This is a genomic window from Rhodopirellula sp. J20-39 (assembly GCF_057365095.1).
Genome location: NZ_CP195123.1, coordinates 539429 through 556133 on the forward strand (window position 1 = coordinate 539429; position 16705 = coordinate 556133).

Sequence of the window (16705 nt, forward strand, 5' to 3'; positions counted from 1 at the left end):
ACCCCACGATCCTAGCTGCATAAGAATACCGGGAGCCCTCTCCATGAGTTCGACGTCGGAACGAATGTCGAAATTGTCGCCTCAAAAGCTTGCGCTACTAAAGAAAGCGATGGGAGAATCCAATCGTATTTCCGAACCGATCGCGATCGTGGGGATAGGGTGTCGGTTTGCGGGGGCTGGTAGCGTTGCTGAGTATTGGGATCTGATCCAAAACGGTCTCGACAAGACTGGTGAGATTCCCGAGTCACGTTGGGATATCGACCGTTTCTTTGAGGCGGGTGGTGCGAAGCCAGGGAAGATGTCGACGCGTTGGGGCGGCTTCGTCGATAACATCGACCAGTTCGATGCGTCGTTTTTTGGCGTCTCGCCGCGCGAAGCGGAGAAGATGGATCCCCAGCACCGAATGCTGTTGCAGGTCGTTTGGGAGGCATTGGAATACGGCGGGATCGCACCAGGAAGCTTGCGGGAATCAGCCACCGGTGTGTTCGTGGGAATCGGTGGTACCGATTATTCGCGGGTGCCGGTCCAGCTTGACAACTACTACGAACAGATCACTGCATACTCGGGAACTGGAAACGCGCTGAGTATCGCGGCCAACCGGATCTCTTATGCGCTGGATCTTCGTGGACCGAGCCTTTCCATCGACACGGCTTGTTCGTCTTCATTGGTTGCGGCACACCTAGCCATTCGAAGTCTTCGCAGCAATGAATGCGACGCCGCGATCGTCGGTGGTGTCAACGCGATCCTGACTCCGGAGACCACGCTCGCGTTTTCTCAAGCCCAAATGCTGTCGCCTGATGGTCGATGCCGACCATTTGATGACGGCGCCAACGGTTACGTGCGAGGTGAAGGATGCGGTGCGATTATCTTGAAGCGGCTCTCCGATGCCGTTAGTGATGGTGATCTCGTGTTGGCGACGATTCGCGGTAGTGCGGTGAATCAAGATGGTTTGACATCGGGAATCAATGCTCCCCGTGCATCGGCTCAAGTCGAAGTGATTCGGAGTGCTTTGCGAGATGCCAAGTGCAGCCCGAGTGAGGTGTCGTACGTAGAAGCCCATGGAACGGCCACGCCGCTAGGCGATCCGATCGAACTCAGTGCGTTATCGGAAATCTTCCGTACTGGAAAAGAGAAAGCATCCGAGCCGTGCTATATCGGCTCGGTCAAGGCGAACATCGGCCATACCGAAACTGCCGCTGGCATCGCGTCTTTGATTAAGACCACGTTGATGTTCCAGCATGGAGTGATTCCGGCACAAACCCATTTTCAAAAACTCAACCACAACGCCGAGTTGTCTAAGAGTCGTTTGCAGGTCGCTAGCGAATCAATGCGGTGGAGCGATCTGACTCAGAAGCCAATCGCGGGGATTAGTAGTTTCGGTTTCGGCGGCACGAACTCGCACCTCATTCTTGAAGGGGCTTTTGACAAGAAAGCGGAAGAATCACCGCAACCGAACGCTGACGTCTCTGCTCGCGGGCATTTGATGACTTTATCGGCGAAATCATCGGAGCAACTCCAGTCGATGGTATCGAGGCTAAACGACTCGATTGTGGATCCGGAAAACTATCCGATTCAAGATGCCTGTTTTACCGCCGCGATTAGCCGCTCGGCATTCCGCCATCGTGCAGCGATTGTTGCTTCAGATGCTGCTGATCTGAAGAAGTCGCTCCGATCATTTCAAGCCGGTCAGTCGTCTGCGAAAATCAAGCAAGGGGCCGTTAAGACGGGCGGCCGACGTAAGGTAGCATTTCTGTTCCCGGGTCAAGGCGCACAAGCGGTTGGCATGGGGCATGAGCTGTTCAAGACGAATCGCGTGTTCCGGGAAGCGATCGATACTTGCGATGAGATCCTTGCGGATTTATTGCCACAGCGGCTGATTCACGTACTTTACGAAGACACGTCAGATGAACCCCTGATTCATCAAACGCAGTACACACAGCCCGCGTTGTTCTCAGTCGAATACGCGCTGGCGAGAATGTGGCGATCGTTAGGCATCGAGCCGGCTGTGATGATCGGCCATAGTATTGGTGACTACGTGGCCGCCTGCGAAGCCGGCGTCTTTTCTCTGGAAGATGGACTCACCTTGACCGCCCACCGTGGTCGGTTGGTGCAAAGTCTGCCTCTTGATGGTGCGATGGCGGTGGTCTTTGCTGATCGAGACAGTGTGACTCAAGCAATCTTGCCATACCAGGATGAGGTCGCGCTGGCAGCACACAATGGACCCCAGAGCGTCGTCATCGCCGGTCGCAAGACCATCGTTCACAAGTTGCTCGAACAGTTTGAAGCCAAAGGGATCAAAACGAAGGTCCTCGAAGTTTCGCACGCCATGCACTCGCCGTTGCTTGAGCCGATTCTTGACGAGTTCGAAAAGCTAGCTGGAAAGGTCACCTTTCATTCGCCGAAGATTTCATTGATTTCCAGTTGCGATGGACGCAAGTTGGATGACCGGGTTTGCAAACCTTCGTACTGGCGAAATCATTTGCGACAAACGGTCTGCTTTGTTGATGCGACGACGACGCTGCAAGAATTCAAGATCGACGCGGCGATCGAAGTCGGGCCTGGGACCACTCTTTGCGGTATGGCCAGCCGAATGTGGGAAAGCGAGCCGATTGCGTGGCTGCCATCACTGCGCACCGGTCGCGGTGACTGGGATATGGTCACCGATAGTGTGGCGGAGTTGTTCGTTCGAGGCGTGAAGGTTGATTGGAAATCGTTCTATCAACCCCGTCAGCCCAGACGCATGGTGTTGCCGACGTATCCGTTCGATTCCCAATCGTTCTGGTACGACATGTCGCGAAAGTTAGATCATCATGTTGGAACGATGTCGCCGGCTAAGCGCACGGGGCATCCGCTGGTGGGCAACCAGGTTTTAATGGCCGGTGACAAAACGGTGTTTGAACAAACGCTTGATCAACACAATCCTCAATTTCTGGCCGATCACTGTCTGGATCAAGTTCCTGTTTTGCCCGCAGCCGCCTACATGGAACAGGCGTTGACGATCGCTGGGAACTTGTTTGGAAAACCCGAAAACAAAGCGGAGCAGAACGGTTCTCGCGTTGCCAATCCACATTCCCTGAACAATCTGGCGATCGACCAACCGCTTGTGCTTGCTGGCGACAGCCAACGCGTTGTTCAGATGCATGTCGGACCAGATCTGCGTGGCCAGCGATCCGTCGAAATCTACAGTCGAGCCAATGTCACTGGTCGTGGCGAAGGTGAAACTTCAGCGGCTGAACCTTGGACGCTTCACGCGTCGGGAACCGTGCACGCCAACACGTCCACGGATCAAGCATCCGTCAAGATTGATCGTCAAGCGATTCAGGACCGAATGACGTTCCAGATCGAAGGTAACAAGTTTTATCAGCGGATCGCAGAATGCGGACTGAAATACGGACCGATGTTCCAAGTGCTGTCGCATTTGAGTTCGGGACCAGGCGAATGCTTGTGTCAATTGCAGCTATCCGAGCCTCTGCAGAATGATCTTGCAGGCTACGTAATGCATCCAGCGGTGCTAGATGGATGCTTGCAGTCAATTGCTGGGGTGGTTTTAGAATCAGCGGAAGATTCGATTACTGACTTGGTATTGCCGACCCATGCTGAACAGGTTCGGGTGTATCGAGATCTGCCGACGGGGCCGCTGTGGATCTATACGCGTCGTCGAAAAGGGCAAGCCGGGACGGACACCTTTGATGCAGATATCTTGCTGTGCGACGATGATGGTCAGCGAATTGCTGAAATTAGCGGTGCACGGGTTCAGCGAGTTTCCAAGCGAAATTCGTCTATCCAAACGAAGCCGGAAGATCTGCTTTATCAACTTCAGTGGCAGCCTCAGTCTTTAGACGAGTCACTCTCGCAATCCACTGGGGTCGAGTCACGGTGGCTTGTTTTCGCTGATGCCAATGGCGTCGCCGATCGTTTGGTTGACCAACTGCGAAAGCAAGGCGGCCAGTGCTGTCTCGTTAAAACTAGCGACAAGTACAGCTTCGCTGCAGGTAACACGACAGATGAAAGTACGAGCTGCCGAATTCGCCAAGACGAAATCTCGGACTACGAACGTTTACTGGATGATTTGGCGGACCTTTCAAACGCTTCTATCAACGTGGTGGATCTACGTGGTGTTGGTGCTAAAGAAGCATCCGTTGGTGACCTCGACCAGGCAACGCTAGCCGATTCGATTTGCACGGGCGCTCTGTTGTTATTCCGATCGCTCGCAAAATATTCCAAAGCTGCGGTTAATAATACGGTGATGGTCACGCGTGGAGCGAACGCGGTCCAATCGGAGGATGTGGTTTCTCCAGCTTTAACGGCATTGTGGGGGATGGGACGTACGGCAATGGTCGAAACGCCGCACCTGTCCTGTCGTTTAGTTGATGTGGACTCTTCCGAATCGTCACTCGAGTCGCTTCTTAACGAACTGCGTCAACTCGCTCGCTCGAAAGCTGACAAGCATGACACCGTGGAGGATCACGTCGCGATCCGCGAAGGCAAACGCTATGTCGGTCGACTGAAAACGGCCTCAGATCTATTGAAAGGTAGCGATCAAGGATCGCGACAAAGCCTTCCTACTTCGGAACGGTTTGCACTTCGGTTAGGGGATTCGCCAAGTTTTGACGAGTTGCATTACGAGCCGGTAACGGCCAAAACGCTTGCTCCCAATGAAGTTGAGATCGCCGTCCAAAGCACCGGACTGAACTTTAGCGATGTGTTGAAAGCTTTGGGACTGTACCCCGGGATCAAAGACGAAATTGTACCGTTAGGAATTGAGTGCGCGGGAGTGGTTTCTCGCATAGGTTCCGATGTGAATCGTTTTAAAGTGGGGCAGCGAGTAATGGGGGTAGCTCCCTATAGCTTTGCTTCGCATACGACCACAGCGGATTACGCAATCGTCGCGATTCCCGATAGTCTTACTGATGATGATGCAGCCACGATCCCGATTACATTCCTGACAGCGCATCACGCGTTGTGTTCGTTGGCTCGGCTAGGGAAGAACGAACGAGTATTGATCCATGCGGGGGCTGGCGGGGTCGGTCTTGCTGCAATTCAAATTGCGCAAGCGGTCGGCGCCGAAATCTTTGCAACTGCCGGAAGCGATACTAAGCGAGACTATCTGAGATCACTTGGTGTGCAACACGTTTTGGATTCTCGTACGCTGGATTTTGCTGACGAGATTCTCGAGATCACATCGGGTTATGGTGTCGACGTAGTTTTGAACAGTTTGCCAGGCGAGGCGATCACCAAAAGCCTTTCCATCTTGGCGGCCTATGGACGCTTCTTGGAAATCGGGAAGACAGACATCTACCAAAACCGTCGCATTGGATTATGGCCGTTCCAAGATAATTTGTCGTATCACGCGATTGACTTGGATCGCATGTTGCGAGAGCGTCCCGACGATATTTGTCGCCTGTATGACGAGATCGGACCTCTATTCGAACAGGGTGTCTATCGACCGTTACCGTTGACCGCATTTGATGCCGAATCAATTGTCGACGCGTTTCGCTACATGTCCCAGCGGAAGAACATCGGGAAAGTCGTCGCCCGCATGGCGAGCGACAAGACAGATCAAGAGTCGACCACGGTCACCAACGATACCGCGTTCGCGAGTGGTGGCACGATATTGATTACCGGTGGTTTGGGTGCGATCGGAAAGCAGGTGGCGGAATACTCAATCAGCCAAGGTGCAAAACATCTTGCGATTCTGTCGCGTCGAAGTGCGAGCGAAGTTCGCGACCAAATCAAGCCTATTCAATCCGACGGAGTTGCTGTTTCTGTCATTCAAGGCGACGTGAGTGACCAGGCTAGTCTTCGCAATGCACTTTCGCAGATCCCAAAGTCGTACCCACCGGTCAAAGCTGTCTTCCATGCTGCCGGAGTGCTTCAGGATGGATTGATGCAGTCCATGGGACTGGACCAGCTTCGGCAAGTATTGGCACCGAAGACCCAAGGTGCTTGGAACTTGCACCAAACACTAACTGAACCGCTCGATCTATTTGTGCTGTTTTCTTCAGTGTCGGGCACAATTGGTTCGCCTGGGCAATCAAACTACTCCGCTGGAAATGCATTTCTTGACGGATTGGCCAGTTATCGTCAGCACCTTGGATTAGCGGCAACGTCAATCGCGTGGGGGCCCTGGGATGCTGAAGGCATGGCGGCGACACCAGAGGTGCGACGCCAACTAAGTGAACGCGGAATGAGTCCTTTAGCGCCAAACGTTGCAATCAATTTGATGGACCAGTCAGTCCAAAGTTCAGTCGGCCCCTTCGCAATCATGGACGCGAACTGGGACGTTCTTTTGAGCAAAATGATGGGCGGTGGTTCGAGTATCTTCCACGATTTCGCAGCGAGATCAGGGGGCTCGGACTCGCAAAATCGCGGTGGTGGGAATCGCGATGAGCAACTGTATCAGCAACTCGTCGCCATGACCGCAGAGCAACGAGTTGCCCTTCTACAGTCGATTGTTTCACAAGCGTTGGGCGACGTGATGGGAATCGAGCCGGAATCGATTGAACCTGAACAGCCACTCGTTACGCTGGGCATGGATTCATTGATGGGAATGGAATTGAAAGCCAAGCTGGAAGCCAAGCTGGGCATCGAGATTCCCATGTCCAGCTTGTTCGATGATCCTAGCGTGTTGTCCTTAGCCAAAGTTGCTAGTTCGGCTTATGACGACAAGTCCATAGCGGAACCAGCGCCGAAATCTCAGGAAGCGGCGTTGCCATCGACGCCTGCCGCTACGGTCGAAAGAAATTCGGCAAAGCGAAATGTGGTGCAGCGTAACAACACCGGACTCGTATCGCTCGGTGGATCGCGAAGCGAGGGAACGCCGTTGTTCTGTTTGCACCCGGTGGGTGGAGACCTTCGCTGTTATGATTCGCTTGCCCGCGCGATTCATGATCGACCGGTGTTTGGTTTGAGATCACGAGGTTTACAGGCTGGCACGACACCACACGGTGCGATGGAGTCGTTGGTAGACGACTATCTCGCAGCGATCCGCAATGAATGTCCTGAAGGGCCATATTGTTTACTGGGCTGGTCAACCGGCGGCGTTTTCGCCTACGAGATCGCGCGGCGTATGGTGCAGGATAACTTATCCGTACAGTCGCTCATTTTGATCGATACACCTTTACCGGTTGTGTTTGAAAAGGTGGACCAAAACGATGGTGCTCGGTTCCTAGTCGATCTGGTTGAGTTTGCGAATTACTTCGCCGGGACTTCTATGGAGATCAGCTATGAACAACTGCACCAACTCAGTGAAGAAGAGGCGGTGAACACCGTCCTTCAGTTGTCGATTGAGAACAGCGTGTTGCCGACGAAGACCACGCCTGAGTTTTTGAAACGGCTGATTTATGTATGCAAGCAACACGTCAATATCTTGCAGAACTATCAAACACCATCGAGCGACTTGATGGTTGAAATGATACGGCCCGAGACTACAAGTGTTTTGTCCAATGCGACAGGGCATTCTCTCGCTGATGATTTGGGGTGGGGCGACATCGCCCGGCTTCGACTTCATCAGGTATCAGGAAACCACTTTACGATGATGACCACACCGCATGTGGGTGAAATGGCAGAAACGATCCGAGAGTTGCTCGGCGAGCCGAGCGTGCCATCCGTGTGACGACGAAGTTTTAACCTACTGCCGTTAGAGATTTTTTAATGAATGCTCGTTGGGCTTATATCAAGTTGCAATCGTTGCTCGTCAAGCGAATGTTGGCGGCAACGAAATGCTCGCATTCTGTTCAGCAAAAGGTGCTGCAATCGAAGCTGGCTCTTTGCGCGGATAGCCGGTTCGGTCGTGATCACGGATTGAGTTCGATTCGCAACGTGGCTGACTTTCGTCGACAGGTCCCGATTACAGACTTTGAGTATGTGAGGCCATACGTCGATGACGTGTGCAATGGCGACACTCAGGCTTTATTTGGACCACGGACTCGGTTGTTGATGCTGGCGATGAGTTCCGGGACGACCGACAAGCCGAAGTCGATTCCGGTAACCGAAGAATTTGTTCGCGACTACAAACGCGGCTGGAAGATTTGGGGCTTGAAAACCCATGAAGATCACATGGACCTTGCGACGAAGGACTATGTTCACCTAGCGAGTGATTGGCAGCACAGCCAAACCTCGGCAGGAATCTGGCGTGGCAGCATCAGCGGTTTAGCTGCTGAAACGCGGCCGGCGATCGTCCGACGTCCGTTTATCGTGCCACCCCAAGTTGGCAAGATCAGTGAATGGACCAGTCGTCAGTACATGACGTTGCGGTTGGCAATTCCATCGCGCCGCGTCGGAATGATCATCACGGCCAATCCTCTCACCTTGGTGAGCCTAGCTCAGCTTGCTGACCAAAACAAAGAAGCGTTGCTGCGTGACATGCGGAACGGGACGATCACGTTGCCTGAAGGTGAGGAGAGTCAAATTCCTGCGTTACTCAGGAAACGCATTCGTCCGGTCGGGAAGCAACGCATTCGAGAACTGGAACAGGTTGTCGAGCGAACTGGGCAATTCTTACCACGTGACTTCTGGCCGGAGTTGTCGGTGGTTGGCGTTTGGATGGGTGGATCCGTCGGCGCGTTTGTTCCGGACGTGAGAAAACTTTATGGGTCGTGTGCGTTTCGCGATCATGGTTTGTCGGCCAGCGAAGGTCGTATGACGATTCCAATGTGCGATGAATCCAATTCTGGATTACTCGATTTCACGTCAAACTTCTATGAGTTCATCCCCGCTGACGAGTTTGGCAGCGACAACCCAACTCTCTTGGAAGCTCACGAGCTTGAAGAGGGCAAATCGTACTATATCTTGCTCACGAATTCCGCCGGGCTGTTTCGCTACAACATTCATGATGTCGTTGAGTGCGTCGGGTTCGAAGGTCAAACTCCGTTGCTGACATTCCTTCATAAAGGCGTGCAGTGCAGTAGCTTGACCGGAGAGAAATTGACGGAGTATCAAGTTGCTACAGCGGTTCGTGAAGCGTTCCTTGATTCTGATCAGAATGTCGAGACGGTCTTAATTGTGCCGGTAATGGGAAAGACACCTCGGTACATTCTGCTAGTGGAGTCACCGGTCGAAAAAATGGCCGATCAGCTTGCTTCGTCGATTGATTTGAAGTTATCGGCGATGAACTGCGAATACGAAGACCGCCTCAAGACAAAGCGATTGTTGCCGCTCGAGCCGAGAGTGGTGCCATTGGGGACGTGGCGAAGGCTGCGAGACCAGAAGCTAGCTGAGCGAGGCGGGACTTATGAACAATACAAACACACGTTCTTGAGTTCGTCTCACGAAGTGCTCAATGAGTTAAGTATCTCGATTTGATGTCGCACATTGTTGGGCAACCCTTGATGACCATGTGGATAAGTCCGTGAAATAACGCGTCGGGTCGTCTTCGAACTCTAAGGTGTGCGAAGCTCCGACATATTCACAGAACGTTTGGTCTGAGGTTCCCGTTCGCTTCACAAAATCCTGAGTCGGTGTGTTGTCAGTAATCGGATCGGTCGATGCCAGCATAAGCATCACCGGCGATTTGATTTGTTCGGGGGCTTCAGTCGCGTAACGAAGCAGTTTTAAGTTCTCGGATGCAAAACGTAACGTGATTTTGCGTAAGGTCAGGGGATCTTCAGCGATGTATCGCTGCCACCTTGAAGCGTTGGTAAATAGTTTTGGATCTCGAAGTGGGATCATTACCTTGTGATTCTTGAGTCCTATATTATTGGCCAGTTTGATTCCAAGTTGCTGACCTTGGGTTGTCGATTTGTGAGAAAACAAACCAGGGCAAATTAGTCCGAGACCGCTGATCAATTGCGGATTCCGGCGAGCGATTGCTGTGACCAAAATACCGCCCCAGCTAATGCCCAATAAGATTTTTGGATTTTGATTGGGCAGTTGCTCGATGTATGCCACTACATCGTCCAGCCAAGTCGTCCAGCAATCCACGTCGCCACGTGATGTGAAGTTAAGGCCAGATCCTCGCCGATCCAAGAAGTGGGCGTTCAAACCATGCTTGGCGAGATGCGATCCACTTGCCTCGTACCATCCGCTATGGCTGATGATGCCGTGCAAACAAATGACATCGGCGAGGCAATCGTCTGCATTCCAAACTCGCGCAGCGAGTCGTGTTCCATGGTGGCCACTGTAGTAGACGAGATTCGGGGGCGACATTGTTGCACTCAATTTATTGCGAACAATTTTAACTGAACGACGAGCTGTTGTAGTTTGGACTCGTCCACGGTGATGCCTAGGCCAGGACGTTCTAACGCTGGTGCCCACCCGCCGCGTCCGAACGTTAGATCTTCAGTAGTAAAAAGCTCCTTAAGCAGATGCTTATCGGCCGAGCCTTCGCGGTATCGAATGTTCTTCACTGAAGTAGCAAAGTGACGACCGGCAGCCGAAAGAATACCTGATTCACCCGGGTGACATCCAAGTTGGTAGCCCAGTCCCGCCTCGTGTGCCATCGCAGCAAGTTTCCAGCTGTTAAGCAAACCGCCGCACTTTGATAATCGAATATTGAATAAATCACAGTAGCCGTGAGTGATCGCTTCTTCGGCGTCCACGAAACTGGTGAGTGACTCGTCAAGCATCAATGGAGTTTCGACGTTTTGACGTAAGCGGGGCATTGTGGCGACATCGGCGTGTGAGAGCGGTTGCTCGACGCAGGTAATTCCGTAGGGCTCAAGATCCGCGATGCGTTGAGCGGCTTCGTCAGGAGACCATGCCTCGTTCGCGTCGACTCGCAAATCCATCTTCTTTCCCACCCAGCGTCGCATGCGGTTCAGGCGTTCTGGATCGCGATCCGATTGCATGGCCACCTTCACCTTACAGTGCCCAAAGCCGTAAATGCGCATCGCCAAAGAACTCAAGATTTCCTTGCGAACACTACCCGAGCTGATTGCACTGGAATACTGCACACGATCGGATTGTTGTTGGATCGATGATGTGTAAGGGAGTTCCTTGATGACGTTCCGAAGCGGCGATTGGAAGTTTTTACCGAACGCATCCAGGATGCTCAATTCCACCGCGCATCGGTGAGCATTTGCGAGGCAACTGCGGGGGTCGCTGCTGGGCTCAAGCGGCTGATAATTTTGGCATAGCTCGATCACATCTGTCCAGGAATCGCAGTTTCCGCCGAGCTGGGTGGCTAGATCTGCGGCGGCCAGCTGTTCCAGCGATCCTTCGGCGGATTCTCCAGTAACGTAGGTTCGTGGGACGCCTTCACCCCATCCGATGGTGCCATCGGACAATCGGCATCGAACGATGAAATTTTCACTCGCGGACCGGGTGTAGGAAGCGTGCTTGAACTCTTTTCGCAGGCGCAATCGCACGATCATTCCTGTGATTTCGGCGATTCGCATCGTTCGACACCCTGTTGGTTTCTATAGAAAAACGCCGGTACATCAGACGGGAACGGATGCGTTGTCCGGATGCATCGGTTCGTTGAGCGGCATACTGTTTAAAACGAGCAATATACGCAAAATTGACGACTTTGAACCGCCCGCCCTTACAACTACGATACTTCGTCTATCACTGTCCTTCGAGAGTTTCTGGCGTTTGTTTTATGTACCCACCGTCTCACTATGTTCGGCTCGGATATCTCAAATGGCGATTGCGCCGTTTAAGTGGCTATTTGCGAAATGCCGCTGATTGCCCATCCGTTCAACGACAACGGTTGATGGAGAAAATACGGCTAAACCAGGAAAGCCAGTTTGGTCGAGAACATCAGTTTTCTTCCATTCGGACTGTCGAAGATTTTCGCAAGCAGGTTCCGATTGCTGATTACGAAACATATCGGCCCTACATCGAAGAGGTGAAGAATGGGAACTCGCAAGCCCTTTTCGGACCCGGTACCGAGGTGTTGATGTTCTCGATGACATCGGGAACTACCAGTCAAGCGAAGTACGTTCCGATTACAAATCACTTCTTTAGTGAGTATCGCCGCAGCTGGAACTACTGGGGTTTGGCGACTTTTCGCGATCACCAAGATTTGCTGTCCAAGTACACGTTGACTTTGGCAAGCGACTGGGATCAGTTCCGAACGCCGGGCGGTATTCCATGTGGGAGCATTAGTGGACTAGCGGCGGAGACACGGCCGCGAATTACGAATTCGCTGTTCATTCTTCCGAAGGCACTTTTAAAGGTGAAAGGTGCTGAAAATAAACAGTATGCGTCGTTGCGTGTCGCGATCGCAACACCGCAGATCGGGATGATCGTCACTGCCAATCCACTCACACTGATCCACTTGGCAAGATTGGCCGACGAACAAAAGGCTCGGCTTATCAAAGACGTGCACGATGGAACCTTGTCAGAGCATGTGGACGTTTCAGCGGATGTGCGGCAAGTGCTGAAAAAATCTCGGATGAAACCGAATCCCCAAAGAGCGAAAGAGCTTGACCGAATTGTCGAAACGACCGGTACGCTGCACCCGAAAGACTTCTGGCCCGGATTGTCGGTCGTGTCGGTATGGATGGGTGGCTCAGTGGCGGCCTACTTGCCGACGCTGCGTAGGTACTATGGTGACGTTCCGCTACGTGACCACGGGCTGTCCGCTAGCGAAGGCCACATGACCTCGCCGATGCAAGATGAAACTTGCCAAGGGTTGTTGGACTATGAGAGCCACTACTTTGAATTTGTTCCAGTCGACGAACATGACACACCGAACCCCACCGTGCTGGAAGCTCATGAATTGGAAGTCGGTCAGGCGTATTTCTTATTGATGACTACGCTGAGCGGTCTGTACCGATACGACATTCATGACGTCGTCGTGTGCAACGGATTTGTAGGACGTTGTCCCCAGTTAACCTTCCTAAACAAGGGGGCTCATTATTCGAGCATGACCGGCGAAAAGCTAAGCGAAGTCCAAGTCACTCAGGCGATTGGCCAAGCCTTTGAGGATCTTGGTTTAGCGGTCGAGCATTACAGCTTAGTACCCGTGCCAGGTGATCCGGCCTACTACAGGTTATTGGTTGAAGAGAAGTTTGATGCTGAAGCCGCTCACCGAGTTGCCGGGCAAGTCGATCAACGACTCAGTGAGGTCAACTGCGAATACGAAGAGCGTTTACAGGGACGGCGGATGGGTGGTGTCGTCGTGAAGTCGATTCCTGAGGGTACCTGGGAAGAACATCGCCGGCAGCAAACATCTGGCGAAGGCAATGACAACTATGCCTACAAGCATCCGTTCCTTGCTGCAAAGCCGGAGTTGGCCGAAAAGTTCAGAAGTCTGTCTGATCTCGTTTAGGTAAGAGTCAGCAGCCCTGCGCCAATGGCGGTCATTACTACTGATCCGGGGATCGTGGCGATGGCCGAACACCAAGCAAATCGTTTCCATGACACGCCGGCTGCCCCAGGAACGAACGAACCGATGTGCAAGCCTAGCCAGGGAACTTGCCGAGAGCCAATGAGGTAGACAGGATGGTTGACGGGAAATCGTTGTAGCCAACGTGGAAGCTGGTCGGTTTGGCTGTCCAGTTCGAAGTCGGCTCTTGCGCGGCGGCCGAGCCCGAACTCCACCATCGATGCGGTCCACCATCCGATCCAATTCAGGATCGTGCCCATCAGCATTCCATACAGGACTCCGTTGGCGATTGCCAAAACATCGGAGGGAAAAGGAGTGATCGCTAGAACAATATGCGCAGGCACTGTGATTGCGACTGCGGCCCATCCATAGGTTTCTCGGAATGATTCCACATCGTGATCCGACATCCAGCGCATCAACACCCAGCCCGCTGCCAGCAGAAAGACGATGACGTAAAACGTGGGCGAACGAAAAAGCTTAATAAAGAAATGCGGCATGAAGCCCCGCTGTCGGACACCGAGAAAATATTGAGGTTTTTTGGGGGAGTGTGTGGTAAACGCAAGTTACCCTGGCTGAATTTTTCGGAATCGCTCCACGACTTCTGCGCGGCTGAAAAATTTCAGTTCCGATGCAGAACCCATTTGATGGATCAAACGGACGACCTCAGCGTTGTAAGGTGCGTCGACGGAGCAAGTGTTGGCGAGACGGACAACTTCTCCGTTCACAAAATCGATTTCGGTCGGTCGGTTTCTTGTCAAATCTTGATAGACCGAGAACACGAGACCAGGCAATTGGAATGGCCCCCGCAAAATTGTCTTGCCGGCCAAGTTCATTCCAGGAATGTTGAACATTCGCAAGAAACGTCGAAACCGCAACACATCGGACATTCCATTAACCCGTTGAAGCGGAATATTGGCAGCGTCCAAGACTCGCAAGCCTTCCGACAAGATCGGGATCGCGACATGGTTTCTCCATTGACGATCCAGAATGCCTTCCCGGAGCAGGTCGGTTGCTGATAGCACCGAAGCGTAGCCCATCGTATTAAATAGGAGTTTGTTGTACTGCGTCCCTAAGATTCCGTTAGAAATCTCGATTGGCAAACCCGATGCTGCGAGTGTTTGGTGTGCCAAATCGATCACCGAGGCCGGTGTGTCGTCCGAGGCTGGGCCGATCACGCTCACGCCATGGCGATGGAATTCGATGACACCCGGTTCTACGATCGCCATGTTGGTCGAAGTCATGCCAACGAGTAAACGGTCAGAACGAAAGTAGTTGGCTAGGATGTGTTGATTGATCCCGTTTTGTAGTGAGACGACAATCGCGTCACCAATCGCCTCAGCAAATTGTTGGGCGGTTTGTTCAGTGTCCTGCGTCTTCACCGTGAATAGGACGACGTCAGAACCCTTGACTGCCTCGGGGGACGACGACGCGGTGATCGGCACATCACGCTGGCCCCAATCACCACGCAGACGGATGTGACCGCGTTCCTGCATTGCTGTGCAATGCTCACCACGGGCGATCAGGACGACTTCGGTGTCGGGTTGGTAGAACTTGATGAGCCCACCGAACATGGCACCGATTGCTCCTGCACCTATCACACTTATCTTTTTGGGGAATGCCATCTTCGCTGTGAATATTGTGATGAAAAGGATGGTGAAAGAATCAAGGATGCTACCGGGGAAAGCTTAAAGTTCGTTGCCCCGAGGGAAAGGTTGTGCTGTTCTATATCACGGTCTTTCCGGTAGGGACTGGCAGTTTCGAACCTTAGTGCGAATCGATGTTGGAGCAAATGTGCGATCGTGACCGCGGTTCAATCGGGCCTGTCGGGGGGGGCAACGAATACTGGCTACGAAGCGCTTTTTCAACAGACCAACTTTCCGAACGTCATAAGAAGCATTCGCCCTGTGGACGTTACAAAAATGCCTACATCAAGCTAAGGAAAGGCGATCTTGTACGGCAGCCCAGGCTGGGTAGGATATCGCCGGGGGGTGATCTGCTGTAGCTTGCCTAAACTCCCCGCTATCATAAAGGTTTATGGTGGTATTTGAACTCGGCTCGATCCTGCAATCGGAGTCACATTCTAGTCTCAGTTATTTACGGTTCATGCGTGCGAATCCTGCTATCTGAAGGCTCGAGTAATTCAGCACGTCAGACGCTGTACGGACTTGGAGCTGGAAAACAGATCGATGTGCTCGATCCATCACCTTGGTGTCAATGTCGCTTTTCTAGCCTTGTGAAACGTCGGATCGGCTGTCCTCCTATTGCGAAGGACCCACTTGGGTATGCCAAGCGGACTGCCGAGGTTATTCAGCAGAATGGCTATGATGTGCTTTTCCCTACCCACGAACAGGTCTATCTGTTTTCAAAGTTTAGGGATACTTTCCAGCGACGTGTCGGGTTAGCGGTTCCCGAGTTTGAAGCAATCCACCGGGTTCAAAGTAAAGCGGAGTTTGCTTTGCTGATGGATGAACTCGAGCTGCCGATGCCCAGCAGCCGGATTGCGGAGTCGAAAGCAGAGCTTTTTCAACACCAAGATTTTCCTTGTTTCGTCAAGTTGGCTCACAGTACGGCTAGCCTGGGTGTGCAGAAGGTTGACGACCCCACCGATCTACGCGACACGGTCAATCAGTATGAAGCCGCAGGCGTTTGGAGAGAGGGCGAACCGATCGTGCTTCAGCAACCCGCGGTTGGACGACAGGCGGTGGCCACCGGAGCTTTTCAAGATGGGCGTCTTGTTGGTTTCGCTTGTGCGGATGTTTTGAATACTGGGATTGGAGGCGGAGTGTCGCTGAGAGTCAGTGCATCTCACCCGCCGGTGAAGGTGCATCTGGAGAAACTCGGACGAGCACTGAAGTGGCATGGCCCGATCTCGATCGAGTATTTCTATGACTCCAGCACACAGCAACCTCAATACTTTGAAATCAATCCACGTATTGGTGAGACTCTCAATTCTGAGCTAGCGGGAGTGCCGATTTGCGATGCGATCGCTCGAATTTCAATGGGCGAACGAGTTGAGATGTTGCCTGAGGCGAAGACCGGTGTGATGACTCACAACGGATTCATCGTGATGATCGCGGACGCCTACAACGGTGCGAGTCGTGTCGAGCTGTTTCAGCGACTACTCGATCACTGGTTCAGGCGTGGTGAGTTTGGTGGCTGTGAAAGTGAAATGACGCGTTTGCGGGAAGATCCCATGAGCTTGATACCTGCTACCGCTGTTATCTTACGCCTGCTGATCTCGCCTAGATCGGCGGCGCAATTAGCAAAAGGAACCGTCGACAATTATTCTCTTCCACAGACTGCTGCCTCGACGATCGACCAAATATCGGATGACTACTTGGAGCGTTTCGCTGGATAAGCGAGCTTTGGCGAAGTCCGGATCTTGGGTCAGTCGTCGTCGCGTAGGTCGAAGAACGTTCAACAAGTTCCACT

The 16705-nt window shown here is 52.7% G+C and carries 8 protein-coding genes; 4 read left to right on the plus strand and 4 right to left on the minus strand.

What is annotated here, in order from left to right:
• Positions 1-43 precede the first annotated feature (43 nt).
• Positions 44-7615: an SDR family NAD(P)-dependent oxidoreductase gene (locus tag ACR3ZL_RS01830; protein ID WP_486173170.1), complete on the plus strand. Its 7572-nt coding sequence runs from the start codon at positions 44-46 to the stop codon at positions 7613-7615.
• 38 nt (positions 7616-7653) lie between these two features.
• Positions 7654-9303, plus strand: coding sequence for a GH3 auxin-responsive promoter family protein (locus ACR3ZL_RS01835; RefSeq protein ID WP_473649588.1), 1650 nt, complete (start codon positions 7654-7656; stop codon positions 9301-9303).
• Here ACR3ZL_RS01835 and ACR3ZL_RS01840 read toward each other — a convergent pair.
• Positions 9286-10146 (minus strand): alpha/beta fold hydrolase, encoded by an 861-nt coding sequence (locus ACR3ZL_RS01840; RefSeq protein WP_473649587.1) that lies wholly within the window; start codon positions 10144-10146, stop codon positions 9286-9288. The genes ACR3ZL_RS01835 and ACR3ZL_RS01840 overlap by 18 nt on opposite strands.
• Positions 10147-10154: 8 nt before the next feature.
• A complete protein-coding gene (locus ACR3ZL_RS01845; protein WP_473649586.1) occupies positions 10155-11336 on the minus strand; it encodes a dipeptide epimerase in 1182 nt (393 codons plus the stop codon).
• A gap of 203 nt (positions 11337-11539) precedes the next feature.
• Here ACR3ZL_RS01845 and ACR3ZL_RS01850 point away from each other — a divergent pair, with 203 nt between their 5' ends.
• The gene (locus tag ACR3ZL_RS01850) at positions 11540-13216 is read left to right on the plus strand and encodes a GH3 auxin-responsive promoter family protein (protein ID WP_473649585.1); all 1677 of its coding nucleotides are present in this window, start codon (positions 11540-11542) and stop codon (positions 13214-13216) included.
• Here ACR3ZL_RS01850 and ACR3ZL_RS01855 read toward each other — a convergent pair.
• Both ACR3ZL_RS01855 and ACR3ZL_RS01860 read right to left on the minus strand, forming a co-directional pair.
• Entirely contained in the window at positions 13213-13770 is a 558-nt protein-coding gene (locus ACR3ZL_RS01855) for a TVP38/TMEM64 family protein (protein WP_473649584.1), read from the minus strand. The two genes, ACR3ZL_RS01850 and ACR3ZL_RS01855, sit on opposite strands and share 4 nt — an antisense overlap.
• Before the next feature lie 66 nt (positions 13771-13836).
• Entirely contained in the window at positions 13837-14895 is a 1059-nt protein-coding gene (locus tag ACR3ZL_RS01860) for a ketopantoate reductase family protein (RefSeq protein WP_473649583.1), read from the minus strand.
• A gap of 485 nt (positions 14896-15380) precedes the next feature.
• Between ACR3ZL_RS01860 and ACR3ZL_RS01865 the strand changes: the two genes are divergently transcribed.
• Positions 15381-16631 (plus strand): hypothetical protein, encoded by a 1251-nt coding sequence (locus ACR3ZL_RS01865; protein ID WP_486173171.1) that lies wholly within the window; start codon positions 15381-15383, stop codon positions 16629-16631.
• Positions 16632-16705: the final 74 nt, after the last annotated feature.